At 63.5% G+C, this 23,932-nt stretch carries 23 protein-coding genes; 7 read left to right on the plus strand and 16 right to left on the minus strand.

Annotated features, from left to right (window positions below):
• Window positions 1-200: 200 nt before the first annotated feature.
• Genes KBY73_RS10300 through rpoD form a run of 4 tightly spaced genes read right to left on the minus strand, consistent with a single transcriptional unit; the run spans window position 201 to window position 4,935 of the window.
• Window positions 201-2,219 (minus strand): chloride channel protein, encoded by a 2,019-nt coding sequence (locus KBY73_RS10300; RefSeq protein ID WP_254937016.1) that lies wholly within the window; start codon window positions 2,217-2,219, stop codon window positions 201-203.
• Window positions 2,194-3,144 (minus strand): hydroxymethylbilane synthase, encoded by a 951-nt coding sequence (gene hemC / locus KBY73_RS10305; protein WP_254937017.1) that lies wholly within the window; start codon window positions 3,142-3,144, stop codon window positions 2,194-2,196. The genes KBY73_RS10300 and hemC overlap by 26 nt, the downstream gene beginning before the upstream one ends.
• 25 nt (window positions 3,145-3,169) lie before the next feature.
• Entirely contained in the window at window positions 3,170-3,568 is a 399-nt protein-coding gene (locus tag KBY73_RS10310; protein WP_254937018.1) for a DUF1824 family protein, read from the minus strand.
• The gene (gene rpoD / locus KBY73_RS10315) at window positions 3,565-4,935 is read right to left on the minus strand and encodes an RNA polymerase sigma factor RpoD (protein WP_254937019.1); all 1,371 of its coding nucleotides are present in this window, start codon (window positions 4,933-4,935) and stop codon (window positions 3,565-3,567) included. Before rpoD ends, KBY73_RS10310 begins: the two co-directional genes overlap by 4 nt.
• Before the next feature lie 403 nt (window positions 4,936-5,338).
• Between rpoD and priA the strand changes: the two genes are divergently transcribed.
• Window positions 5,339-7,570: a primosomal protein N' gene (priA, locus tag KBY73_RS10320; RefSeq protein WP_254937020.1), complete on the plus strand. Its 2,232-nt coding sequence runs from the start codon at window positions 5,339-5,341 to the stop codon at window positions 7,568-7,570.
• A gap of 9 nt (window positions 7,571-7,579) precedes the next feature.
• Here priA and KBY73_RS10325 read toward each other — a convergent pair whose 3' ends face one another.
• From KBY73_RS10325 to KBY73_RS10335, 3 genes are read right to left on the minus strand one after another with little or no spacing between them, the layout of a single operon-like run.
• Entirely contained in the window at window positions 7,580-8,698 is a 1,119-nt protein-coding gene (locus tag KBY73_RS10325; protein WP_254937021.1) for a DUF3153 domain-containing protein, read from the minus strand.
• Window positions 8,691-9,569 carry an acetylglutamate kinase gene (gene argB, locus KBY73_RS10330; RefSeq protein WP_254937308.1) on the minus strand — a complete coding sequence of 293 codons (879 nt, stop codon included), beginning with the start codon at window positions 9,567-9,569 and terminating at the stop codon, window positions 8,691-8,693. Before argB ends, KBY73_RS10325 begins: the two co-directional genes overlap by 8 nt.
• A 41-nt stretch (window positions 9,570-9,610) precedes the next feature.
• Window positions 9,611-10,159: a DUF2854 domain-containing protein gene (locus KBY73_RS10335; protein WP_254937022.1), complete on the minus strand. Its 549-nt coding sequence runs from the start codon at window positions 10,157-10,159 to the stop codon at window positions 9,611-9,613.
• Window positions 10,160-10,181: 22 nt separating this feature from the next.
• Here KBY73_RS10335 and KBY73_RS10340 point away from each other — a divergent pair, with 22 nt between their 5' ends.
• The gene (locus KBY73_RS10340; RefSeq protein WP_254937023.1) at window positions 10,182-10,385 is read left to right on the plus strand and encodes a hypothetical protein; all 204 of its coding nucleotides are present in this window, start codon (window positions 10,182-10,184) and stop codon (window positions 10,383-10,385) included.
• Window positions 10,386-10,408: 23 nt separating this feature from the next.
• On the opposite strand, the gene KBY73_RS10345 is transcribed toward KBY73_RS10340, so the two are convergent.
• Complete coding sequence (locus KBY73_RS10345; protein ID WP_254937024.1) at window positions 10,409-10,915, minus strand: single-stranded DNA-binding protein; 507 nt, start codon at window positions 10,913-10,915, stop codon at window positions 10,409-10,411.
• Between the two features lie 31 nt (window positions 10,916-10,946).
• Here KBY73_RS10345 and KBY73_RS10350 point away from each other — a divergent pair, with 31 nt between their 5' ends.
• The gene (locus KBY73_RS10350) at window positions 10,947-11,738 is read left to right on the plus strand and encodes a precorrin-6A/cobalt-precorrin-6A reductase (RefSeq protein WP_254937025.1); all 792 of its coding nucleotides are present in this window, start codon (window positions 10,947-10,949) and stop codon (window positions 11,736-11,738) included.
• Window positions 11,739-11,741: 3 nt separating this feature from the next.
• Here the strand turns inward: KBY73_RS10350 and KBY73_RS10355 are convergent, their stop codons facing one another.
• The 4 genes from KBY73_RS10355 to KBY73_RS10370 form a co-directional block, all read right to left on the minus strand.
• On the minus strand, window positions 11,742-12,740 hold the full coding sequence (locus KBY73_RS10355; protein WP_254937026.1) for an adenosine kinase: 999 nt from the start codon (window positions 12,738-12,740) through the stop codon (window positions 11,742-11,744).
• Entirely contained in the window at window positions 12,740-14,059 is a 1,320-nt protein-coding gene (locus KBY73_RS10360; protein ID WP_254937027.1) for an adenylosuccinate synthase, read from the minus strand. Before KBY73_RS10360 ends, KBY73_RS10355 begins: the two co-directional genes overlap by 1 nt.
• A gap of 88 nt (window positions 14,060-14,147) precedes the next feature.
• Entirely contained in the window at window positions 14,148-14,582 is a 435-nt protein-coding gene (gene psb27 / locus KBY73_RS10365) for a photosystem II protein Psb27 (protein WP_254937028.1), read from the minus strand.
• Between the two features lie 47 nt (window positions 14,583-14,629).
• On the minus strand, window positions 14,630-16,456 hold the full coding sequence (locus KBY73_RS10370; protein ID WP_254937029.1) for a proline--tRNA ligase: 1,827 nt from the start codon (window positions 16,454-16,456) through the stop codon (window positions 14,630-14,632).
• A gap of 140 nt (window positions 16,457-16,596) precedes the next feature.
• Here KBY73_RS10370 and KBY73_RS10375 point away from each other — a divergent pair, with 140 nt between their 5' ends.
• On the plus strand, window positions 16,597-17,085 hold the full coding sequence (locus KBY73_RS10375; protein ID WP_254937030.1) for a hypothetical protein: 489 nt from the start codon (window positions 16,597-16,599) through the stop codon (window positions 17,083-17,085).
• A 359-nt stretch (window positions 17,086-17,444) separates the two neighbouring features.
• Here the strand turns inward: KBY73_RS10375 and KBY73_RS10380 are convergent, their stop codons facing one another.
• Window positions 17,445-18,143, minus strand: a complete 699-nt coding sequence (locus tag KBY73_RS10380) for a class I SAM-dependent methyltransferase (RefSeq protein WP_254937031.1) — start codon at window positions 18,141-18,143, stop codon at window positions 17,445-17,447.
• A gap of 82 nt (window positions 18,144-18,225) precedes the next feature.
• Between KBY73_RS10380 and KBY73_RS10385 the strand changes: the two genes are divergently transcribed.
• Both KBY73_RS10385 and KBY73_RS10390 read left to right on the plus strand, forming a co-directional pair.
• On the plus strand, window positions 18,226-18,588 hold the full coding sequence (locus tag KBY73_RS10385; RefSeq protein ID WP_106502554.1) for a 2Fe-2S iron-sulfur cluster-binding protein: 363 nt from the start codon (window positions 18,226-18,228) through the stop codon (window positions 18,586-18,588).
• Window positions 18,589-18,617: 29 nt separating this feature from the next.
• Entirely contained in the window at window positions 18,618-18,962 is a 345-nt protein-coding gene (locus tag KBY73_RS10390) for a Spx/MgsR family RNA polymerase-binding regulatory protein (protein WP_254937032.1), read from the plus strand.
• Here the strand turns inward: KBY73_RS10390 and KBY73_RS10395 are convergent.
• The gene (locus tag KBY73_RS10395) at window positions 18,928-20,469 is read right to left on the minus strand and encodes a hypothetical protein (protein ID WP_254937033.1); all 1,542 of its coding nucleotides are present in this window, start codon (window positions 20,467-20,469) and stop codon (window positions 18,928-18,930) included. The genes KBY73_RS10390 and KBY73_RS10395 overlap by 35 nt on opposite strands.
• 77 nt (window positions 20,470-20,546) lie before the next feature.
• Between KBY73_RS10395 and lepB the strand changes: the two genes are divergently transcribed.
• Complete coding sequence (gene lepB / locus KBY73_RS10400) at window positions 20,547-21,314, plus strand: signal peptidase I (protein ID WP_396096967.1); 768 nt, start codon at window positions 20,547-20,549, stop codon at window positions 21,312-21,314.
• Here the strand turns inward: lepB and KBY73_RS10405 are convergent.
• The gene (locus KBY73_RS10405; RefSeq protein ID WP_254937034.1) at window positions 21,277-22,557 is read right to left on the minus strand and encodes a dihydroorotase; all 1,281 of its coding nucleotides are present in this window, start codon (window positions 22,555-22,557) and stop codon (window positions 21,277-21,279) included. The two genes, lepB and KBY73_RS10405, sit on opposite strands and share 38 nt — an antisense overlap.
• Window positions 22,558-22,560: 3 nt before the next feature.
• On the minus strand, window positions 22,561-23,895 hold the full coding sequence (locus KBY73_RS10410; RefSeq protein WP_254937035.1) for a histidine phosphatase family protein: 1,335 nt from the start codon (window positions 23,893-23,895) through the stop codon (window positions 22,561-22,563).
• Window positions 23,896-23,932 lie beyond the last annotated feature (37 nt).

Below are 23,932 nucleotides of genomic sequence, written 5' to 3' on the forward strand. Positions count from 1 at the left end.
GGCCAAAACAAGGCGTGAGGCCTTTCGACTGCGTCTATGTCTGCGGTTCCCCACTCCAGTGACTCCTGCGAACCCCAAGTGAGCACCACCTTGAAGTGGGCTAGTGACGGAGAGCTTTCAGCCCTGGATTTGGAGCGGATACTGGCCAGGCTAAGTGCGGTTGATCCAGCAGCCCAGGCTCTCTGTAGCCAGCTGCAGACTCAAGCTTGAGCCCCATTCTCTGCGGGTGTGAACTGGCGTGCAAGGGCCCGGGCCATGCCATCCCGGCTGGCCAAGCCACGTAAAGAAGCAACCGGCAAGCCGGGATTGGGAAGTCCATGGGGTAGCGCTGCCGCCGCCGCCGCAGGCACATCAAAAACCGGCAATTGGCGCAAGCCATTTGGCCTGAGCTGGTCTTCCAGCTGAGCTAGCTGGGCAGACATCGGCAGCCATACCAAGTCACCGCGGCGACAGGAAAGCAGGGTGGGCACCGGCAAAGAGCCGTCTTCATTGAACTCTCGCTCGGCACTTAGGGCCCGCTGCAAATCAGCCAGGGTGACCAGCCCCACCACCCAAGCCCCATCCGCCACCACCAGACAGTGGCCGTGGGCCTCCACCAGCTGAACCAAGGCCTTTTGGGCTGGTAACTCAGCTGCCAACACCAGGGGGGCTTCGGGCTCGAAAGCCTCAGCCACCTGCAGGGCGGCCAACTGGCGGCGGCGATGCTCCTCTTGAGGGTCAGGCCCTAGTAAGCCCGGATCAGCCAGGCCCTGCCAGCGCTCCACTAAGGCAGCACTAAGGCCGGCGGCGGCCATCAGCGGCAGCACAATTCGAATATCACGGGTGAGCTCAAACAGCAGCAGCAGGGCCGTCAGGGGAGCCCGGGCACTACCGGCCAGCACAGCGGCCATGCCCACCATGGCGTAGGCGGGAGGCTCAGCCACCGGTAGGTGCAGGCCACTGTCACCAAGCAGCTGGCCGTAGCAGTTGCCGAGCACCGCTCCCAGGAATAGTGATGGGGCGAAGCCACCGCCAACAAAGCCGGTGGCATTGCTGATACCAGTGGCCAAAAGCTTGACTCCTAGCAATACCAGCAAGGTGAGCAGGGGCACGCCACCCTCGCTGCCAAGCAGGGCCTCAATCGTGTCGTAGCCGACACCCAGCACCTGGGGAAAACCCAGAGCCATCACACCCACACAGGCACCCCCCAGGGCGGTGGGCAGGCCTGGCGGCAGCTGGCCCAGCCAGGCCTGCAGCCGCTCGCTGCGGCCTGCAGCCAGCAGGCTCACCAAGGCCCAGGACATCAAGCTGGCCACCAAGCCCAAACCCAGATACAGGGGCAACTCCAGCGGTGAGCGCACCTCATAAGCAGGCAGCCGCAAAATCGGTGTGTCGCCGAGCAGCAATTGGGTGACCAGCGAGGAAGCCACCGCCGCCACCAGCACCGCCCTCAAGCTGGGCCGCCCCTGAACGGCACTGAAGCTTCCTTCAAAAGCAAAAAACACCCCGGCAATGGGTGCCTTGAACCCCGCCGCCAGGCCTGCGGCCACTCCCGCGGCCACCAGGGCTTTCTGGCTCTGGGGCGAGAGCCCGCCGCGCAGGGCCACCCAAAGGCCGATATTGCCACCACTTTCAACGCTGGGCCCCTCCGGGCCGAGGGAGGCACCACTGCCCAGGCTGATGGATGCACCCAGCAGGCGCTGAAAGGGCAAGCGGGGCCGAGTGCTAACGGCGCCATCGGCCATCGCCATCAGGCTGGGTAGGCCAGGGCCCAGGTCACCGCCATAGCGGCGCAAAAGACCAACAGCCCAGCCCCCCAGGGTGGGCACCACAACCACCGGCCAAAGACTGATCCAATCGGGCAGGGAGGAAACCGGCAGGGGCAGCGGCTCAGGAACGGCCGGGGGCGGTGGCAGGAAGCCAAGCCCGCCGAGACCCACCTGGAGCAGGGCCCGCAGCGGTGTGCCCGCATCAGGAGCCACCGCCAACGGCAATTCGGGTGCTAACTCCGGCGGCTGGCTACGACCAACCGTTAGGAGCCCTTCCACAAAAGGTCCAAACAGCCCGTTATTGATGAAGCCCAGCAATTCGTGGAAGGCCACCACTGCCAGTCCCGTGAGCACCCCAATCAGGGCAGCCCAGGCCAGCAGATTCCATTGATAGGGAAGGGCGCGTGCCTCGGCTTCAACGGGGCTGGCTGCGGCTGGCGCTGGTTCAGGCTTCGGGCCGGACAGTTTCAAAAATCTCCTCCAGGATCTCGCCTGCGCCCTGGGCCTTCAAAGCATGGGCAAGGGCGATACCAATGGCCTCAGGGTCAGCCTGGGGACCAGAAGCCTCGTCGCGGATCAGGCGCAGGCCGTCGATGCTTGCCACCATGCCCGTTAATACAAGCGTATCGCCGTCGAAGCGGCTGTTGACACCGATGGGCACCTGACAGCCCCCCTCCAGCTCACGCAAAAAGGCTCGCTCAGCCAGGCAGCGACGGGCGGTGGGCTGGTGCTCCAAGACCTTGATCTGCTCCAGCACGGCGGCATCGCCCTCGCGGCACTCAATACCCAATGCACCCTGGCCAACGGCGTGGAGGGAAATGGAGGGGTCGATCAGCTCGTGGATGCGATCCCCCAAACCCAGCCTTCCCAAACCAGCGGCCGCCAGGATCAGGCAGTCGTATTCACCGGCATCAAGTTTCTCCAGGCGGGTGATTACGTTGCCACGCACATCCTTGAAGCTGAGGTGCGGGAAGTGGTGGCGCAGCTGGGCTAAACGGCGCAGGGAACTGGTGCCCACCACGGCGCCGGCGGGCAGGGTTGCCAGGCTCTTATCGCGGTGCTGTTCATGCACCACCAAGGCGTCGGCGGGATCTTCCCGCTCGGTGATGCAGCCAAGCATCAGCCCCTCGGGCAGGTTGGTTGGCAGATCCTTGAGGCTATGGACGGCGATATCAGCCTGTCCAACAAGCATCTGAGCTTCTAACTCCTTGGTGAAAAGGCCTTTATCGCCGATTTTGGCAAGGGCCACATCGAGAATCTTGTCCCCCTGGGTGGCCATCGCTTCGATGGTGATCTCCAGGCCGCTGTGGGCCTGGATCAGTTCATCGCGCACCCAATTGGTTTGCACCATGGCCAGCTGGCTGCGGCGGGAGGCGATGCGCAGGGGGTTGGCCATCAGGGGCAGATCACAGCCACTCAGATTAAGGGCCGAAGAAATCAAGGGGCAATGGGCCCCAGGTGTCTTCCGCAGCAGTATCTGCTGAACAATGACCACTGATCAGTAGGCCCTCACCTAAACCGGTTTCAGCGCGCACCTGAAAGCGGCCGCTGTTCTGGTTGGCCTTGAGGAAGACCGGACCCTCGATCGAATCGAGGGCTGCACCGGCGGGATCTAGCTCCAATTGCGACCAGCCCAGAGCCGTCTCAACCTGACGCAGACAGGTCACCGCAGCCGCTGCAGAAGTGGCCATCACTCCCGCCGTGAACCAGTCGCAACGAGCTAGCAGGGGCTCAAGCTCTGCCCGCAGAGCGGAGAGCGCTGCGGGGTCGAGCGATGGAGCAGTGCGCAGTCCCCGCAGGGATGCCAAGCCCTGACTCACTTGATGTACTCCTTGAGCACGCCGTTGCGGTTGGGGTGGCGCAGCTTGCGCAGGGCCTTGGCTTCAATTTGACGAATGCGCTCCCTGGTGACATCAAAGATCTGGCCGATCTCTTCAAGGGTCTTCATGCGGCCGTCATCCAAGCCGTAGCGCAGACGCAGCACGTCACGCTCCCTGGGGCTGAGGGTGGCCAGCACGCCCTCGAGGTCCTCACGCAGCAGGTTCTTGGCCACATCCTGCTCAGGGTTTTCGATATCGGCCTCGATGAAGTCACCAAGACGGGAATCCTCCTCTTTGCCGATCGGTGTCTCCAAGGAGATGGGTAGCTGGGCGCTTTTGGCGATGAAACGCAGCTTCTCGATGGTCATTTCCATCGATTCGGCAATTTCCTCTTCGGTGGGCTTGCGGCCGAATTCCTGGGAGAGGGTTTTGGTGGTCTTCTTGATCCGGGAAATGGTTTCGTATAGATGCACCGGAAGGCGGATAGTCCGTGACTGATCAGCGATAGCTCGGGTGATCGCCTGACGAATCCACCAGGTGGCGTAGGTAGAAAATTTATATCCCTTTTCGTGGTCAAATTTCTCGGCAGCACGGATCAAGCCGAGGGAACCCTCCTGAATCAGGTCCTGGAAGCTCAGGCCCCGGTTCATATATTTCTTGGCGATCGAAACCACCAGGCGCAGGTTTGACTGCACCATCTTTTCCTTGGCTCGGCGGCCGAGCATCAGGCGCCGGCGGAACTTGATGGAGGGCATCTCCACCAATGCCGCCCACTCCTTGTTGTCGGGCTGGCGGCCGTGATCGGCCTCAAACTGAGCTGCAATCTCCTCGAGCTGGAGCAGATCGGCGATCTTGCGGGCTAGCTCGATCTCCTCGTCGGGCCGGAGCAGGCGGATACGGCCGATCTCCTGGAGATAAACCCGAATCGAGTCTTCGGTGTAGACACCTTTAGGCCCCACCTTGATGCTGGCGAGGGCCTTGGCAGCCTTCTCGTCCTTCTCGGTAGAGCTGCCGGATGGGCCTAGATCATCGGCATCGTCCAGCTCGGCGGTATCGACGGGAGCCTCAGTCATGGCCTTGGCCGCCGCGGCTTTAGGAGCTGAGGATTTGCTTGCGGCCGGCTTTGCCTTTGGAGCAGCCTTTGCCTTGGTAGCAGCAGTTCCCTTAGAAGCAGCAGGGGCTTTGGAGGCAGCCTTTGCTTTGGGAGCGGCAGTTCCCTTGGAAGCAGCAGCGGCTTTGGCGGTGGCTTTTGCTTTTGGCTTTGGTGCAGCCTTCTTGGGCTTTACTTGCACCTCTTCACCGGACGACGTGGCCACCATCAAGATTTCCGGGGTTGCTTTCGGCTGGGCAGCAGCAGCAGGGCTCATAGGTAACGAAAACGAAATAACAAAAAATGGGTAGGAACGCATCACCTCAAATCGGGTCTAAATATCTTCTGCCTGCAATCGGCAAAAAATCGTTCCAGCTAAGCCGGGATTAGCCGTAGGAGCTGGTGCAAGACCAAGAAAGCGGGAAGGAAACCTCGGAAGCGGTGGTAGTCGGCAGGGAAAAGTCGAGCGACCCGGCAAAAAGCAAGGGGTCGGTGGCCGAAGCCTGGAAGGGTTGGCCGAGGCCTGGACAGGGCTGACAGGGGTGGTCGCAGACCGGGAGGCCGAATGGTGGGAGGCTGGCTCCCGGGGTCTCGCTTCAGGTCTTCCCGCTGGACGGAACTCTGCTTAGTTCCGACGGCAGTCCTTGAACTGCCCAACATTCACATCCTAAGAATGGGTTGTGACCTTTGCAAGCTTGTCGATCCCCTGGCTGCAGATCTGGCTCGAAGCCGGGCGGGAAGGCCAGGTATTCACCTATGCCAACTCCCCCGAAACCCCAGCAGGGATTGGGGATTTGGTGCGGGTGAAGCTGCAGGGCCGCCCGCACACAGGCTTGGTGGTGGGCTGGCTTGATCAATTACCCGCAAGTCTCAGCAGCAAGCGAATACAGCCAATCCTGGAGGTTTGGCAGCGGGCTGCCGTGGATCCCGATTGGCAAAACTTAATGACAAGCGTGGCGCTGGAGTGCCACACGAGCCTGTTCAAAACTCTGAAAAGTGCCCTGCCACCGGGCTGGCTTGGCCAGCGCAACCAGGGGCCCAGCAGGCCAAGCCGCGCAATCTGGCTGGTGGAGCGATCCCAGGCAGCACTCCCAAGCCAGCCCCTCACCGAGCGGCAGCAGCAATTGCTTGATCATCTAGGGCGCCATAGGGGGCCAGTGCCCCTGCGGGATCTTTGTGGTGAGGCTGGCTTCAGCCGCGCCGTGCTCAAGGGGCTGGAGGCTCGGGGTCTGGTGCAGCGCCTTCAGGCTCCCACCGAGGGCAGTGGAGCTGGCCTCGCACCGGCCCACTGGCCTCCCCTGACGGAAGCCCAGGCTGCTGCTGTCCAGGCTCTAGCCGGTGCCCCAGCGGGCGCGGAATTTTTGCTCTGGGGTGTAACAGGCGCTGGCAAAACTGAGGTGTATCTGCGGGCTGCCGCCCAAGCTCTAGAGGCGGGGCAGGCCACACTTTTGCTCACCCCGGAGATTGGCCTAATTCCCCAGTTGCTCGACCGGGCACGGGAACGCTTCGGCTGCCGGGTGGTGGAGTTCCACAGCGGCCTTTCCGATGGAGCCCGGGTGGCGGCCTGGCGTCGCTGCCTGGAACCAGAGGCGGTGGTGGTGGTGGGTACCCGCTCAGCGATCTTTCTGCCCATGCCCAGGCTGGGCCTGATCGTGCTCGATGAGGAACACGACAGCTCCTACAAGCAGGACAGCCCGATGCCCTGCTACCACGCCCGCGACGTAGCCCGCCTACGGGCCCGGCACAGCGGGGCGCGGCTGGTGCTCGGCAGTGCCACCCCCTCCCTGGAGAGTTGGTTGAGCTGTCACTCCCCCCAACCAGCCAGCCGCCTCCTACGACTGCCGGAGCGCATTGGTTTGCGGCCCCTGCCTGCCGTACGGGTGATCGACATGCGCCACGAGCTCGCGGATGGCCACCGCCGCCTGATCAGCCGGGCCCTGATGGGGCGCTTAGAGCAGCTGCAGGAGAAGGGCGAACAGGCAGTGGTGCTAGTGCCCCGACGGGGCTATCGAGCATTCCTGAGCTGTCGCAGCTGCGGTGAAGCGGTGCTCTGCCCCCACTGCGATGTAGCCCTCACCGTGCACCGCTCCAAAGGGGGCCAGGAATGGCTGCGCTGCCACTGGTGCGACCACCGCGCCGAGATGGGCAATCGTTGCGGCCACTGTGGCTCCACGGCCTTCAAACCCTTCGGCGCGGGCACCCAGCGGGTGATGGAGCAGCTGGCAACTGAGCTTGAAGGGTTGCGCCTGCTGCGCTTTGACCGTGACACCACCCGGGGCCGCGACGGCCACCGCCGCCTGCTCGATCGCTTCGCCCAAGGGCAAGCCGATGTATTGGTAGGCACCCAGATGCTGGCCAAGGGCATGGACCTACCCCGGGTCACGCTTGCGGCGGTATTGGCGGCAGACGGGCTTTTGCATCGCCCCGATCTGCGCTCCTCCGAGCAGTGCCTGCAATTGCTGTTGCAATTAGCGGGCCGGGCGGGCCGCGGCGAAAAGCCAGGCGAGGTGCTGGTGCAGACCTACAGCCCCGACCACCCGGTGATTCGCCACCTGGTGGATGGGCGCTACGAGTTGTTTTTGGCCGAGGAGAGCCAGTTGCGCCGCCAGGGTGGCCTGGTCCCCTTCAGCCGGGCCTGCCTTCTGCGTCTGAGCGGACCAAGTGCCAGCGGCACGGCAACCGCCGCCGCCGCCTTGGCGGAGAGAATCCGCAGCCAAGTGGCGGCAGCGGGATGGCTGTTGATTGGTCCCGCTCCGGCCCCGGTAGCCCGGGTAGCGGGCAAGAGTCGCTGGCAGTTGTTGCTGCATGGTCCCGCCGGCCAGCCCCTGCCCTTGCCAGCTGAAAGCCTGCTGCGGGAGGCGCTACCTGCGGGGGTGGGTCTGGCGATCGACCCCGACCCCCTCAGCCTTTGAGCACCGCTCTCAAGCCGGTAGTTCCGGCAGGCCGAATCCCAGCAGACGCCGCAGCCGCTCCAGGGCCAGCACCAGGGCCAGGGCCAGGGCAATCAGGGCGCCGCCAATACCAAGACCACTCCAGCGCCAGCAGCTGAGCTGCAGGGTATTGCTGGCGCCAAAGCGCAGGGGCCAGTGCAGGGCTGCTCGTCCAGAAATTGCCGCAGCGGGCTCGGGACTGGCCAGTCGGACAGCCGCAGGGGTCACAGGGGCCAGGTCGATGGCGGCGCTGAAGCCCGGCAGAGCGGTGAGCCCACGCAGGTCCACTGCCAGTTCAAGGCTTTGGTGCACTCCCAGCAGCCAATTGCGCTCTCGCAGCTGGAAGTGGGGAGGCGGCAGGGCCACACCGGCCAGATCCGCTGCCGCGCCCAGGTTCGCTGCCAGCAGGGCAAGGGCCTCGGGCGCTGCTAGCACCGGGCTCTCCAGGCGCTGGTGAAAGCCGTCAGCGCCAGCAGCTGGCTTGGGCTGCTTGGCCGGGTGAAATCCCTGGCTCAGCAAGCTGCGGCCAAACTGACGGGCCCAGGGCTCGGGTTGGGTACCGGGGCTCGATAGGCCATGGGCGATCTGCAGCCGGCCCGGCCCCTTAAAGGTCAACTCGCTGCGCACCTCGGTGCAGCCGCTGAGCAGCAGCGTCAGCAGCAACAGCAAAACTGCCAGCACAGCGAAGCCCACTGGAGCCCTGGTGGGCCCCACCGGTGGCGGTGGCGGCGGTGGCGGCTTGTTGGAGCGGCGGCCGCGAGCAAGCTGCTGCATTTGGCCGCCCATGGCCTCGGCCGAGCCCAGATCGGGCAGGGTGATCGACCACTCGCGGGGGCGCTCGAGGGCCGGTGCCTCCAGCACGGTGAGTAGGTCTATGGCCTGAGCCCGCAGGCTTGCATCACGGCAGCGCTTGATCAGCCGGCAACACAGGATCGCCCGGCCGTTGTCGCCCCGCCCCATCCAGGCGGTGGCGAGCAGCAGCTGAATCTCAGCTCCGGTGGCGGTAGCAGCAGGATGCTCACTGGTGAGGGGATCCAACAGGCGTACAACCTGGCCGTAATCGCCCCGCTCGAGGGCTGCACGGGCTGCAGCCAGCTGGTCTTCAGCCATGGCAGACGCGCTGGCTACCCACCACCATGGTGCCAATTCCCGAATCGGTGAATACCTCCAGCAAAAGGGCGTGGGGCACCCGGCCATCGACGATGTGGGCCGCCGCCACTCCCTGGGCCAGGGCCCGGATGCAGCACTCGGTTTTCGGGGTCATGCCGCCTGCCACCACACCGTCATGGATTAATTGGCGTGCCTGCGCCAGGGTCAGCTGACGAATTAGGGAGTCAGGATCGTGGCGATCCTGCAAGATCCCTGCCGTGTCGGTGAGCAGGATCAGTTTCTCGGCCTGTAAAGCTGCGGCCAGTTCACCGGCCACGGTATCGGCATTGATGTTGTGGGCCTGGCCATCAGCATCGGCGGCCACGCTCGAGATCACAGGGATGTAGCCAGCTTCAAGCAGGGGGAAAAGCACTGCCGGATCTACTGCCGCCACCTCTCCTACCAGCCCATTTACTCCGCCGGCGTAGGTGCGGGCCCGCACCAAGGAGCCATCACTACCGCAAAGTCCCACGGCCCGGCCACCCACCTGATTGAGGCCGTTAACAATGTTTTTGTTGACCCGGCCCACCAGCACCATCTCCACCACGTCCATGGTTTCTGGAGTGGTGACCCGCAAACCATCACGGAATTCGGGCTCGATCTGGAGGCGATTCAGCCAGTCATTGATCTCCGGGCCGCCGCCATGGACCACCACCGGCTGCACCCCCACCGAGGCCAGCAGCACCACATCGCGGTAAACAGCATCGCGAAGCTCCGCTTGCACCATCGCCGCGCCGCCGTACTTGACCACCACCCGGCGGCCCGCAAAGCGTTGGATGTATGGAAGGGCCTCACTTAGGACCGACACCCTCAGGGTGTCCTGGCTGCTGATCAAGGTTTCGCTTCTCGATGGGGCAGATGCATTAAGGGGTGTTAGCTAGCGCTGGGCTCGGGCACCAGAGCGAGGCTGAATTCATCGCGGCGCTCGGGCTTGATGTCGGCAATCAAACCGGGGCCAAAGAAGCGGCCCAGCCGATCAGCGCGGGCCTCCCAGCGATCTAGGGGCACCCCTTCGCAGCGAAAGCGCAGGCGCAAGCCATAGCGGCCATCGCAGTCGAGCTCCTCAACACTGAGCAGCTGGGGCGGAGCGTCCTCGTCCCAGAGCTTGAGCACCTCCAGGGAGCTCTCCAAATGGGCTTTCTGGCCGTAGCGCCAGCGATCTACATCGGCCAGCAGCTTGCGCAGGGGCTCGCTCTCCGGCAGGTCCCGCAATTGCTTGAAACGGGAGGCCGGCGTGAGTCGCTTAGGTGGAGGCAGCTCAGAGGATTTCAAGGCCAACCCACCCAACAGGATCGGAATGCCGTAGAAGATCGTCGGCAGGCTGAGATTGGGGATATCGGTGGCGTAGGCGATCGTGCCGATCACCGTGAGCACAGCCCCCGCGATGGTCACGAGGCTGCCTGGTGAGAGAAGTGCTTGCATACAACCATCTTCCTTTATGCCCATGGCGGATGCGACCACCAGCCGGCCCAGCGAAACCGGCACAGCCGAACTGATCAGCAACCTCAAGAGCGACCGGCTCTGGTTATTGCGCCAGATTGATGCGGGTCGTTGGCCCCAATGGCGCCTCGATCTAGCCGCCCTGGAGCGGGAGCTGGGCCAGCTGCTCGATCAGTTGAGCGACGCAGATTCCAGCGCCGACGCCTAGCTCTGAACCGGACCAATCCCAAATCAAAAAGGGATGTCGTCGTCGTCAGGGAGATCAGGCACCAGCGGGGAGGTATTCCAAGTGGGGGGCTGGGCACCTGCCGGCGCGGCTGGAGCCGGGGGAGCCGCCGAAGCAGCGGCCTGGGGTTGGTTCATCGCTGGGGCAAGGCGCTGGGGCGCTGGCGCAGTTGCGGCAGCTTGATTGACAGCAGGACTGCTGGTGGCGCCAGGGCCCATGCCGTGCAGCCGGGCCAGGGTGAATTCAGCGCGTTTTTCCTTGACGCCGTCCTGACGGGTGACGGTATTCATGCGCAGCCGGCCCTCGAGCATCAGCCTCTGGCCAACCTGCACCCGGTTCTGGAGCTCTTGGGCCAAATTTCCCCAGCCGACCACCTTCAATTGACCCGGGGGATCATCGGGACGCAGGCCATCTATCTGGACCGCCATCTCCGCCACCGGCGTCTGATTGTCCTGGGTGTAACGCACCTGGGGCGCTTCCAGCACCTCAACCTCGAGCAGACAGTGATTCACTCCCCGGCAAACATTGGTGGATCCCATCCTGATGCACCGACCTGAGATTCACCAGACCTCGCCCCGTCTGTGGCTGATAGGCGGCACCGGCGAAGGCCCCGTGGTGGCAGAGCGGCTGCTGCAGCGCGGCTGGCACCTAACCGTGAGCGTTGTTGGTGCAACAGCGGCCCTGGCCTATCGCCCCCATCCGGGGCTAACCCTGCGCGTTGGCGCCATTGATGGCGAGCAGGGGGTGTGGGCAGAACTGGCGGCCGCCGAATCGCTGGGTTGGCCCTACGCGGTGGTGGTGGATGCCAGCCATCCCTTCGCCTGTGTGGTGAGTCGCCAGCTGGCCGCCGTGTGCAAGCAGCGCCGCCAACGGCTGATACGGATGCTGCGACCCACCCTGCCTGGAGCGGCAACGATCCTGCCGAGCCTGGAGATGCTGCGTAGTCGCTCGCTGCAGGGCCACCGCCTCCTATTAGCAATCGGTGCCCGCCAACTAAAAATGGCGCTGGCCTACAGCCCCGGCGCCCGTCACTTCGCCCGGCTGCTGCCCAGCCCAAGGGCCCTACAGCTGGCCATGGCAGCTGGCTTGGTGGCAGATCAGGTCGCCTGTCTCCGCCCAGGCTCGGAGCTTGAGGTGGAGCGGTCGCTGATTCGCCGCTGGCGCATCACCACGGTGTTGGCACGCCAGTCGGGCGGAGTTACTGAACAGCTCTGGCAGCAACTCTGTGCCCGCACAGGCCCCCAGCTATTGCTGATCGGCAGGCCAGCAGAGCCAGCGGGAGTACAAGCTTTAAGCCAAAGTTGCCTATTGGAGGCTCTGGTGCTGCCGCAGTGAGGCTCAGCCCAGGTGCTGGGCTACTAGCTGCTTGAGCGAGCCCTGGGGCCGGGGGCCTAGCTGGGTCACGACCTGACCTGCGCAAAGGGAGCCCAACCGTCCACAGGCGTCGATGGCCTGGCCCTGGGTGTAGGCGTGCAGGAAGCCAGCGGCGTAGAGATCACCCGCCCCTGTGGTGTCAAGCAAGGGACCGAGCTGGAAGGGGGCGACGCTGTGGGTGCCGGCGCCATTGAGTACTACCGATCCCTGTTCGCTGCGGGTGAGGGCTGCCAGCTTGCAGCGTCCCCGCACCTGGTCGGCAGCCTCTTCAAAACTATTGGCCTTGTAGAGGGCAGTGATCTCCATTTCGTTGGCAAACAGGATGTCGACGTGGCCGTCCACCAGCTCCTGAAAGCTTTCGCGGTGACGCTCGACGCAAAAAGCATCCGACAGGCTCAAAGCCACCTCGCCCCCATGGGCGCGCGCCACCTCGGCCGCAGTGATGAAGGCCGCCTTGGCCTCGTCGCTGTCCCAGAGGTAACCCTCTAGGTAGAGCACCTTGGCTTGGGCAACCATCTCAAGGTCGAGGTCGGCTGGATCCAGCCCCACCGAAGCACCTAGGTATGTGCACATCGTGCGCTGGGCATCTGGAGTCACCAGGATCAGGCAACGGGCCGTGGAGGGCCCCTCCGTGGCCGCAGGGGTGTCAAAGCGAGCTCCAACCGAGCGGATGTCGTGGCTAAAGATCCCCCCCAGCTGATCGTTGCGCACCCGACCGATAAAGCCCGCCCGGCCGCCCAGTTGGGCAACCCCGGCCAGGGTGTTGGCAGCGGAGCCACCGGAGGTTTCAAGGCCCGGTCCAACGCTGGCGTAGAGGCGCTCGGCTTGGGCTTCGTCCACCAGGGCCATGGTGCCCTTGGTTAGTTCGAAGTTGTCGATCAGGTCGTCGTCGGCTTGCACCAGCACGTCAACGATGGCGTTGCCAATGCCGACGACGTCGTAGCTCTTGTCCATGGGATCCATCAGGTGCTCAGCAGGGCCCGCTTGGGACCGTGAATGGGGTCTTCCACAACGATCGTCTGATCGCGGTTAGCGCCAAGGGAAACGATGGCGATCGGCACCTCCATCAGATCGGCAAGAAAGCGCAGATAGCTCATCGCCGTTGGAGGTAATTCCTCGAGGCTGCGGCAATCTGCAGTAGAGGTTTGCCAACCCGGCAAGGTTTCAAAGATCGGCTGGCAGCGGGCGAAATCCTCCGAACTGCTGGGAAAATATTCGATCCGCTCGCCGTCGAGTTCGTAGGCAACACACACCTGAATCTCGTCGAGCTCATCGAGCACATCGAGCTTGGTGATGGCCAGGCAATCGAGGCCGTTCACCTCCACCGCATAGCGACCTATCACCCCGTCAAACCAACCGCAACGGCGGCGGCGGCCCGTGGTGGTACCAAACTCACCGCCCCGATCACAGAGGTGATCGTTGAGGCTGCCCTGGAGCTCGGTGGGGAATGGGCCTTCTCCTACCCGGGTTGTGTATGCCTTGGCTACCCCGATCACCCGATCGATCAAGGTGGGGCCCACCCCTGCTCCGATGCAGGCACCGCCACTCACCGGGTTTGAGGAGGTGACATAGGGATAGGTGCCGTGGTCAAGATCCAGCAGGGTGCCCTGGGCTCCCTCAAACAGGATGTTTTGGCGGGCCCGCGCAGCGCTGTGGATAGTGCGGGTGCAATCGACCACATGGGGCGCTAGCCGCTTGCCGTAGCCGACGTATTCGGCCACAACCGTCTCGAAATCCAACGGCTCAAGGCCGTAGAGCTTCACCAGAATTTCGTTCTTTTCGGCAAGGGGGCCGGCTAGGCGATCCCGCAACCGATCCGCATCAAGAATGTCCAGGATGCGGATGCCATTGCGCTCCGATTTATCTGCGTAGGTGGGACCGATGCCTCGGCCTGTGGTGCCGATGCGGCGATCGCCGCGGCGCTGCTCCATCGCCTGATCCAACAGGCGGTGGTAGGGCATGGTGACGTGGGCCGTAGAAGCCAGCTTCAAGCCACTGATGTCGATGCTGTAGGTGGCGAGCATGTCGAGCTCGCCCAGCATCACCTTGGGATCGACCACCGTGCCGGAGCCGATCAAGCAAATTGTGTCCGGGTAAAGGATCCCGGAGGGGATCAGGTGAAGTTTCAGCACTTTGTCGTCCACGACGATGGTGTGGCCGGCGTTCACCCCGCCCTGATACCGCACCACAACGTCGGCTGAGCGGCTGAGAAGATCCGTGATCTTGCCCTTCCCCTCGTCACCCCACTGCGCACCGATGACGACAACGTTGGCCAAGGACACAGCGGCCCGGAGCCGCTTCTGAGCACAATCCGAGAGCTTCTCAGATCGTGGGGTCCTTCGTCAAAGATGGACTGCTCGGCTCAGGGCCTTAGGCGCCGCGAGTCGCGTTCGTTTCAGCCTTCTTGAGCTCCTTGGCGATCCGCTCCTTAAGCGCCTCAGGCAGCGGGCGATTGGGATAATTGGTGTAGTGGCCAGCCAGGGAGTTGATGGCCGTCTGCATGGTGGTGAAAGAGCCCAAACCGTTCACCGCGCTGCGGGGGCGGTAGCGGGCCATGTAGCCATTGCTCAGGCTGCGAGCTTCGATCTCGGCCTCAGCGCGGGCAGGATCATCGGCCCCTAAGGCAATGGTGCTCAGCAGGCTGTCGGCCACCGCCACAGTGTCCTCGACGTAGTTACCAGAAAGACCAGTATTTGTAGAGCTACAGGCAGTCAGAGCAAGGCTGAGGCAGAGCACCAGCGCTATGGCCAAGCGTGAAAAAAGCTGCTTCAGCCGCTGGCGGAAGGAGGGAAGCGCAGCGGCCATGGGTGAAATGCGAATTCCCCGATCCTAGAAGCCGCCTGAGGGGCCATTCAGACAGGCAGGCCCATGCGCTGGCTTGCCAAGCATGGCAGCAGGGTCTCAAGCAGCTCAATGGCCGGCAGATCGCGCTTGCTGCAGCTGGAGCGCTCCACCAACTCCACCTGACCATCAGCAGCTCCGCGACCCACCACTACCCGCCAGGGAATACCAATCAGATCGGCATCCTTAAACTTCACTCCAGCCCGCTCACTGCGGTCGTCCAGCAATACATCTACACCTGCTTCCTGGAGACGCAGATAGAGCTGCTCAGCCAAGCTGCTCTGCTCGGCTTCGGCCCAATTGGCCGCCACCACGATCACTTCGAAGGGCGCAATCGATACGGGCCAGCAGATGCCATTGCCATCGTGATGTTGCTCAACAGCCGCCTGGGCCAAACGGGAGACACCGATGCCGTAACAGCCCATCCACAGGGCTTCTTCCGAGCCAGCCTCATTCGTGAAACGGGCCTCAAGGGCCTCTGAATATTTGCGGCCCAGCTGGAAAATGTGTCCCACCTCGATGCCCCGACTTGCCTGGAGCTGCTGGGAGGGGTCGTGTTGGCAGCGATCACCTGGTTGGGCGGCCCGCAGATCAAGGCTCTCAGGGCAGGGGCAGAGGGATCCCCAGGCCGCGCCTACTAGGTGGATATCGGTGCTGTTGGCGCCACACACAAAGGCGCTGAGTTCAGCAGCGGTGCTGTCAGCTAGTCGCAAGAAGTTTTTGTTCCACTGACCGGAATCGCTCAGCAGCCCATCGGCTAGGTGGGGACCCATAAAGCCAAAGGGCAAGGGCAGCAGCCCTTCGCCGGCCGCGGCCTCCCTAGTAATTGGGGAAATGTCCAATAGCGCCCCGTGCTCCGCCGAGCAGCGGGCCGTGACTGCATTGGCCAGCTTGACTTCGTTGAGTTGTTGATCGCCCCGCAGGCTCACCAGCAGGGGCTGGGCGCTTTCATCTTCAAAACGGGCCAACAACATCAACACCTTTACGGCTTGACAGGGCTCAATGCCATGGCCAGCGCAGAGATCTTCAATACTGCTTTGGCCAGGGGTGGCCAAAGGTTCACCCTTACCGCCAGCCCGCGGTCCACCCGGTAGGGAAATTGGGTCGGCGGCTAACGAAACAGCCCGCTCCTGGTTGGCGGCGTAGGCCCCATCGGAACTGGCCAAAATCAAATCCTCACCGGCCTCTGCCGTAACCATGAATTCCTGGCTGGCCGATCCACCAATCGCACCGCTGTCTGCCTCCACTGCGACAGCTCGCAAACCACAACGGGCAAAAATGCGTCTGTAGGCTCCGTCCATAGCGGCGTAGGTTTGCCGCAATGACTCCTCATTGGCATGGAAGGAGTAGGCATCTTTCATGATGAATTCGCGACCACGCATTAAGCCGAAGCGGGGACGAATCTCATCGCGGAATTTGCTCTGTATCTGATACAAATTGACAGGCAACTGCCTATAAGAGCGCAACAGATCGGTCGCCAGATATGTGATCACCTCCTCATGGGTGGGCCCCAGCCCCAACTCACGCCCCTGACGATCCTCCAGGTGGAACATGATCCCCTCCCCTGCGGTGTAGCCGGCCCAACGGCCGCTGCGCTGCCACAACTCAGCCGGCTGAAGTTGGGGCAACAGGGTTTCAAGGGCTCCGGTGCCGTCCATCTCCTCACGCACCACCCGGGAAACCTTCTGGAGCACCCGCCACATCAAGGGCAGATAGGCGTAGATGCCCGAGGCAACCCGTCGGATGTAGCCGGCGCGAAGCAGCAGCTTGTGAGAGGGAATCTCAGCCTCCGACGGATCGTCGCGGAGCGTCACCAGCATCAGGCGGGAGACGCGCATGGCAGGAGCTTTCGATGAGGGCGGAACCTATCACCGACACCCAGCCAGGGGAGCCGGTATGGGGGTGACCACCGCTGCTGACTACCTGCAAAACCCCTGCTATGTTCTCGATCTGATCCCGTTAGTCCAAAAGCCGTCTCATGCCACCCCAGCCCAGTTCTGCAAATGGATTGGGGGCAATCGGGCTACCTGCTGGTCTTATCGCCCAGGCCGAACCTGCAGATACGGGATCCACTGAGATCGCTGAAGGCCTAATCGGTATTGATGAGGTCCAAAGGGCTCTCAACCGTTCTCGGGCATCTGTATACCGCTATACAAATACTGATCCACGCAATCTCAATCCGCCTTTCAACGCGCGCAAGTTGAATCCGGAATACCGCAGCGATCAAAAGGATCCGCTGATGTTCCACCCCAACGAGGTGGCCCGTTTTGCCCGCGACGTGCTGCGGATCAAGGAGGTAACGGTTGAGGTACTCAACTCACCCTCCACTGCCACCCAACAATTGTTGGGTTCGATTCTCGAAGAGCTGCGCTCGATCCGATTGCGCCTAGACCATCTCGATGGCCGCCCTGCAGACCTGAGTGCCCGCCGCGATCAACACGATCAAGGCTCCCGCCCTGCCGCCTAAACATCGACATGGCTACTTGAACGAGTAGATAACTGTTAGATCCCCAATTTCTGAGCCACAGTGCCAGAATTGAAAAAGTCCCTTTGAATTTCCGAGTGGAATAGGTGCTCTTGTGCGCCTTTCCTATTGCTATGGATTCAGTTCCCCGAGATTCCCAACCCTCTTCCATCGCCCATCTTGCCGAAGCGAGCGCGCCAGAGCGCGACCTTGATGAGCAGGGCGAAGATCCATTCAGTACGGGCCCCCAAGCCCTTTCAGGCCTGCTGGGAAGCCTGATCGCCCTGGCCACGGCTGTGGTGCCGCTAGCCATGGTTGTCGCTGGACGACCCTTCAGCTATTCGGCCCCGAGCTTCGAGGGCTCAGGGTCGGCGCTGCAGCAGAAAGCCCTCGTAGCCGAGAGCCTGAAAGATCCTGGCCGGATCTCCAAAGCCAGCCGCGTTGACGAGCGCCGTTAGCCGCGCCTCACCAATCGGGTGGAGTCCTTGGGTAAGAGGGGCGAGATCGTGAGGATCAGCGTTGAGGCCACTAGCCCGTTGGAAACCCATCCAGGCTGCCTCCACCTGGCTTTGCAGGGTTGATCGCTCCGGTGCCATCAAATCAACCAGCACGAGTTGGCCACCAGGCTCAAGGCTGCGGGCAAGGGCTGTAAGGAACGCAAGCTTGCTGCCATCGTCTGGCAAAGACTGCAAAACCAGCACGGACAGGGCGCCAGCAAAACATCCGTCGGCGTTGAGGTCCTCGACCGTGGTTTGACGCCAGCTGATCGACTCGACACCCAGTCGCTCTTGAGAAGCCGCGAGCATCTCAGCGGAGGGATCGATTGCGGTGAGCTGCCAGTCCGGGCGCTGGGCCCTTGCCTCCACCAGTTCTGCTCCGGTGCCGCAGCCCGCCACCAACACAGCTGCACCAGAGCTGCCGGCCCTGGGCGAGGCAGCCAGCAAAGCAACCGCCAGGCGAGCCAGGCTGGCGTATCCCGGAATCAGCTGCTGGACTATCAGGTCATAACCAAGAGGCAGGTCATAACCAAGAGGCAGGTCGGAACTGAGGGGCGTTGACACAGCTCGTTCGCGAAGGTTCCGATGCTAGGCATCGGGACGGGCGTGACCTAAGTTGAACGGCGCCCATTCCCCCAGCTCGACCGTGCCCACCATCCGTTTTGAACAGGAAGGCCAGACGGTCGGTTGCATCGAAGGTGCCAATCTCCGCAAGGCTGCCCTGGATGCGGGCATCAACCCTTACAAAGGGCTCAACAACGTCAACAACTGCGGTGGCATCGGCCAGTGCGGCACCTGCGTCATGGAGGTGATCGAGGGCATGCAAAACCTTTCACCCCGCAGCGATGTCGAGGAGGTTTACCTCTCGGATCGTCCAGCCAATTTCCGCCTCAGCTGCCGCACCAGCGTCAACGGCGACGTCACCGTGCGCACCAAACCGACCAACGCCGTTGGCCAGGGTTCAAACAGCCTGGTGGGAGCTTTGAAGTCCCTAATCGGCATCAAATAAGCGGCCGGCACCCCAATCCGTAGCTCCGGATGAAGCTCTATAGCTATCCCCGCTGCAGTACCTGCCGCAAGGCAATCGCCTGGCTGACAGCCCGTCAACTAGCTGCCGAAACGCTGGACATCACCGAGCAGCCCCCCAGCATCGCCGAACTTGAGCAGGCCTTGGCCCAGCTTGGAAGGCAGCGCCTGTTCAATACCAGTGGGCAGAGCTATCGGGCCTTGGGAGCCGCTGCGGTGCAGGCTATGGACGACCAGGCCGCCCTGGCCGCGCTGGCCGCGGACGGCAAATTGATCAAGCGGCCTTTTCTGGTCGCAAACGACGGGAGCATCCTCACCGGCTTCAAGGAGCCGGAGTGGCTGGATCTTCTGGGCTAGCGGGGCCAGGAGCGGTCATCAACTGGTCGAGCTCCTGGATCAGGGCTTCGATTCCGGCCCTGTTGATCTGGCTGAGATAGGTGCCCTTGGCGCCGTCTATCAAGGTGCACAGCAGCTCCTGGGAGCGCTCTAGGGCCGAGCCGCTCTCGAGGGCCGCGGCCAGCTCCTCCCAGAACCGGTCGATGAATCGCTGTAGTAAATCGAGCTGCACGTCATCGCGGCGAGAAAGCTGGTTGCCAGTGCTGCGGGAAAGCTCAAGGAGGCTGTCGACCATGCCGCTCGCTAGCTGGCGACTGATGCCGGTCTCGACCTGGAGCAGCGGTTGCAACTGGCGTAGCGGTGCCGGCACGACGGTGCGCTCGAGACTCTGACGCAGGCTGTATCCCAGTAAACCTTGCAGCTCCGGCGCAAGCTTCGGTGCCACCCGGCTCAGCAGCAGCGGCGCCCAAATCCTCACCAGCTCCACCAGCGCCCGCTCGTCATTGCTGCTGGCCACACTCTGATGGCTGCGCAGGGCTCGCAGGCGCTGGGGCCAGCGCCGCGAACGAATCAAGCCCTGGGTGCCATCGAGGATCTGCAGTGACAGCACTTCAAACAGCTCCACCGCTAGCAGCGCCACCACCCCCCGGCTCACCACGGCCCGCAGCGGCTCAAAATTGACCAAGCCGGAGGTCTGCAGGCGCTCAAGCACCGGTACCAGCCGCAGCCAGCGCCAGAAGGGCAGCAGCAGGGGCAGGTCGCTCCAACGGCGCAACAGGGCATCACCCCAGCTGATGCCCGGCAGCCGGCGCCGCAGCCGGATCAGCCGCAACAAGATGTCTAGGACAAAGACGCTCTGAAACAGCAGCAGGTCGATGCGCCAGAAGTGGTCTGTGGGTCGGCCGTTTTCATCGATCGAGCGCCAGTAGTTGGTCGCCACCAGCGGCAGCACCTGGTCGTTCCAGAAGCGCCGCTCCTGGCTCCAGCCGCTGGTTCGTATCCGCTCTGGACTCAGCAACAGGCTGGAGGCCTGGCGAGCGGAATCCCGGTCCGCCCGCTGCCGCAAGCGATTTTTGATTTTCTCCAGGGTTCCCGAGGCCTCAGATGCCAGAAATGGATTGCTATCGATCAGCTGGGCCGTGAGTTGGGCCTGACGATTCAGCAGGAGCACCTGGCGAGGCTCGGGTGCCTGGCCGGCCGGCAGGGACAGCAGGGCCGCATCGAGTTGGCGAAATTGCTCCAGGTATGCCTGGGTCTCCCGGTGGGGCTCAATGCCCTTGATCGGATCCACCAGGGGGGTGACATCCGGGATGACGGTGAGGGGCACCACTAGGGGCACCGAGGGGATCGGGTAGAGGTTGCGCTGCAGCCAGAAGGTGCGCAGCGGCACGTAGGTGATGTCGAACGCCACCCACAGCAGGTTGACGCTGGCCCACACCGCCACAAAGCGGTCCCAACCCAGCATCCAGCGGCCCACTGGCTCCGCCGATGCCGACTTGGTGCGATCTTGCCAGCGAGGGGACGCCATGGTCTTTGGCGGGGTGGTTGTTGTGCCTAATCTGCCCTGTCTGGTTCGGTGAACCTGAACAAAGGAGATCTGCTGTCTTGAGCCCTTCCAACAGTCCAGAGAGTGGTCAGGTTGCCAATCAGGAGGGCGGCAGTCCCAGCCCCTCCCTGATCCAGCCCGAACAGGCACCCCAAGAGAGCCCCTGGGACTTCTGGCGCAGCGTCCTGATCACCTTGGCTGTGGCTCTAGGTATTCGCCAGTTTCTGGTGGAAGCCCGCTACATCCCCTCGGGTTCGATGCTGCCAGGGCTGCAGCTTCAGGACCGCCTTTTAGTGGAAAAGCTGAGCTATCGCCAGCGCTCGCCGCGGCGCGGCGAGATTGTCGTATTCCATTCGCCCCACCGCTTTGACCCGGTGCTGGCAGCTGGATCAAGCTCCAATCCCCTGCGTTGCCTGCTGGTGAATCTGCCTCTCCTGGGCAGCCTGCCCGGGGTTGCCAACCCTGCCTGCGATGCCTACATCAAGCGGGTTGTAGCTCTGCCCGGTGAAAGGGTTGTGGTGGATCCAAGGGGACACGTATTCATCGATGGCCAGCGGCTGGCCGAGCCCTACGTCCAAGGCGATTGCCCCGTAGATAGCCAGGGTATGGGTCCATGCCGAACCTTGAATGCCGTCGTTCCAGCTGGCCACGTGCTCACCCTGGGCGACAACCGGGCCAACAGCTGGGATGGCCGCTTCTGGCCCGGGGGAGCGTTCCTGCCCGAAAGCGAAATCATCGGTCGGGCCTTCTGGCGCTTTTACCCCTTCAACCAAACCGGTGCCCTTGGAGTCACAAGCTCCAGTGATCTGCCGGCTGCAGGCCGGTAGCCCGCACGGCCCCGCATAGCGACTGGCCCAAGCGAGGCTGGTTGGCTGCCATCGACAAGGATTCACTCCGCTCCCAGCTCCAGGGGTGCTGGGGGTCAAACAGCAGCCAGCGGCGAGTTCCGTGGCTTAATTGCTCGGGGGGCAGCCCCAGCAACTCGGAGCCTCCCCAGCTCAGGGCCTGCCAGAGCAGCTCCACGCCCCAGCCGCGGCGCTGCACCAGCTCTTGCCACAACAGCGGCAGCACAAGCCCATGGCGGGCGCCATGGCCGGCCACTCCGGCCCGCCGCTGATCGAGGGGCAGCAGCTGCTCTTCCGCATCAAGGGGCAGATGGTGCACGGCCACGGCCGTAAGCAGCCGCTGCTCTAGGCCAGCGAGCAAGCCCAGGCGATCAGCGGGAGTTCCCAAGCTGGGCCGCAGCCGCCAGCCCTCCTCGGTGGGGTGGAGATTGCCGCTATCAGCGAGCAGGTGCCACCAGCTGACGCTGGCCAGGGGGCGCTTGGGGGCCTGGGCCAACAGATCCACCCCAGCGGCTGTGGATAGGTTCATAAGCCGCAGCGCCACCGCCGAGCGCGCCTGAGCCAGGCTGAGCAGGCTCTGCAGCGGCAGGGTTTCGCTGAGCTCCGGATCAAGGGGCCAGCCCGCCCGAAGAGCATCAACCCCCTCGCGCACGAAGCCACCGCCGCTAAAGCCGGCATCGCGCGGGGCCACCAGCACGGGCCGGCTGCCCATCTCCCCCAGCAGCAGGCCCCGCTCCAGCAAAGCCAACGGTGGTTGCTGATCAGCGCAGGCCAAACCGATGGCACCGGCAGCGATTTGATCGGCATGGGGGGCCAGCTCCTGATCGGCACCATCCAGGCTGAAACTGCCCCAAAGCAGTAATTGCATCGGCTCGGCCCACTCCAAACCAAGCCGCTCCGGTCGATCACGCCAGGGAGTTGCCCAGGGCAGCAGGGCCACGGTGCCGTAGCCGCCAGCAGCAGCGGCGGCCGTCAAGCTGGCCAGATCTTCCGCTCGCCCGCCGCAAGGTTGCTCCAGCACGCTGTGGGGGTCAACCAGCACTGGGGCTAGTAGCCAGGAACGGGCGTCGGTGGGGCTGAGGCCAAGGGCCTGGGCCCTATGGCTGGCGCCTTCGCCCCAGAGGAGCAGCTCGCCACCCCTATCGATCAGGGCATCTGCCCTAATGATCGGTTGGCCAGGACCGGTGAGCAGCTGAACCTGGTGAAGCCAGAGGGGGAGCGTCAAAACTCAGAGAGCACCGGCTGCGGTGCGATCCAACACGCCTCCAAGATGGGAGGTGAGGTTCATGGCGGCCACCACAGGACGGCCAGCTGGACCATCGGGGTAATCAATCACCGTGACACCGCCATTGCCCTGCTTTATGGCCCATATGTCGCTGGGTTGTAGGCCCAGCAGCCCGCACAGGATGGTCTTGTTGACCGCGTCGTGGGCCACCACAAGGGCAGTTTCGTCGGTGCGGAGGCTGGCAGCTATGCGAGCCCAGGTGATTAAAGAGCGGTCCCAAACCTCCTGGAGATTCTCCCCCTCAGGCATCTGCACGGTGTGGGGTGCCCGCTTCCAATCGGCCAGCAGCTGGGGCCAACCTGCGGCGATCTCCTGCTCCAAGCGGCCCTCCCAGAGGCCGTGGCCGATCTCCACTAGGCCCGTGCTGCTGGTGAGGGGCACACCAGGATGGCTAGCGAGGATTGCCTCGGCCGTTTGGCGTGGCCTGGCCATGCAGCTGGTGTAGGCGCGATCGATGCTCACCGGGGCGAGAAAGCTGCCAGCGGCCTCGGCCTGGGAGCGTCCGTTGGCATTGAGGGGAATGTCGATCTGGCCCTGAAAGCGACCCTCTCGGTTCCAGTCGGTTTCGCCGTGACGCACCAACAGCAGTCGGGCGCCTGAAGCTTTAGGGGGCAGGGGCTCACCCAGGTGGGCCACCCCATTGAGCGACTCCACCTGGACGCCGCCCCTGCTGACATTGAGCACAGAGATGGAACAGTTGTCGACCCGCAGCCGGCGGAAGCCGCTGAGGGGCAGCTCCAGCAGGGCTAGTAGTAGGCAACGCAAGATGGCGTTATGGGCCACCACGAGCACGGTCTGGTGAGGGGCCTGATCGTCAGCTAGCGCGGCGGCATGGCGGTCAAACAGCAAATGACGGAACTGCTGGGCCTGGGCCATCAGCTCCTGCAAAGGCAGGTAAGCGCTGCCATCGGGGCGCTGCAGCTCAAGCAACTCAGGGGCTTTGCGCCATTGCTGCTCCTGCTCGGTGTAGCGCTCCTGCAACTCCTGTCGCAGCAGACCGCTCCAGGGGGCCAGATCAATTTCCAGCAGCCCTTCCGCCTGTTCGGCAACCAGGTCCTGGCCCTGCTCGGCCAGGAGCAGTCGGGCGGTTTCAGCGGCCCGCCGCAAAGGGGAGCAGTAGGCAGCGGCGCAGGTCAAATCGCGCAGGGCCGCTCCTGTGGCACAGGCTTGGCTCTGGCCAGTTGCCGTGAGGCTCGACAGGTCGTCGCGGCCCTGGATTCGATGCTCCAAATTGAAGCTGCTCAGCCCATGGCGCACCAACACAATCCGAAGGGGCACGGGCTCGTCGCTGCTCAGATCCCATCGTATGGGAGGG

The sequence above is a fragment of the Cyanobium sp. Tous-M-B4 genome, from assembly GCF_024345395.1.
Classification (GTDB): Bacteria; Cyanobacteriota; Cyanobacteriia; order PCC-6307; family Cyanobiaceae; genus Cyanobium_A.

Bases quoted from the DNA above. Each gene is read 5' to 3' on its own strand.
- hemC (WP_254937017.1), bottom strand. From the start codon at position 3,144: ATGGCCAACCCCCTGCGCATCGCCTCCCGCCGCAGCCAGCTGGCCATG.
- rpoD (WP_254937019.1), bottom strand. From the start codon at position 4,935: ATGAGCCCTGCTGCTGCTGCCCAGCCGAAAGCAACCCCGGAAATCTTG.
- KBY73_RS10325 (WP_254937021.1), bottom strand. From the start codon at position 8,698: ATGGCTGAAGACCAGCTGGCTGCAGCCCGTGCAGCCCTCGAGCGGGGC.
- KBY73_RS10335 (WP_254937022.1), bottom strand. From the start codon at position 10,159: ATGCAAGCACTTCTCTCACCAGGCAGCCTCGTGACCATCGCGGGGGCT.
- KBY73_RS10340 (WP_254937023.1), top strand. From the start codon at position 10,182: ATGGCGGATGCGACCACCAGCCGGCCCAGCGAAACCGGCACAGCCGAA.
- KBY73_RS10350 (WP_254937025.1), top strand. From the start codon at position 10,947: ATGCACCGACCTGAGATTCACCAGACCTCGCCCCGTCTGTGGCTGATA.
- KBY73_RS10355 (WP_254937026.1), bottom strand. From the start codon at position 12,740: ATGGATCCCATGGACAAGAGCTACGACGTCGTCGGCATTGGCAACGCC.
- psb27 (WP_254937028.1), bottom strand. From the start codon at position 14,582: ATGGCCGCTGCGCTTCCCTCCTTCCGCCAGCGGCTGAAGCAGCTTTTT.
- KBY73_RS10370 (WP_254937029.1), bottom strand. From the start codon at position 16,456: ATGCGCGTCTCCCGCCTGATGCTGGTGACGCTCCGCGACGATCCGTCG.
- KBY73_RS10375 (WP_254937030.1), top strand. From the start codon at position 16,597: ATGCCACCCCAGCCCAGTTCTGCAAATGGATTGGGGGCAATCGGGCTA.
- KBY73_RS10390 (WP_254937032.1), top strand. From the start codon at position 18,618: ATGAAGCTCTATAGCTATCCCCGCTGCAGTACCTGCCGCAAGGCAATC.
- KBY73_RS10395 (WP_254937033.1), bottom strand. From the start codon at position 20,469: ATGGCGTCCCCTCGCTGGCAAGATCGCACCAAGTCGGCATCGGCGGAG.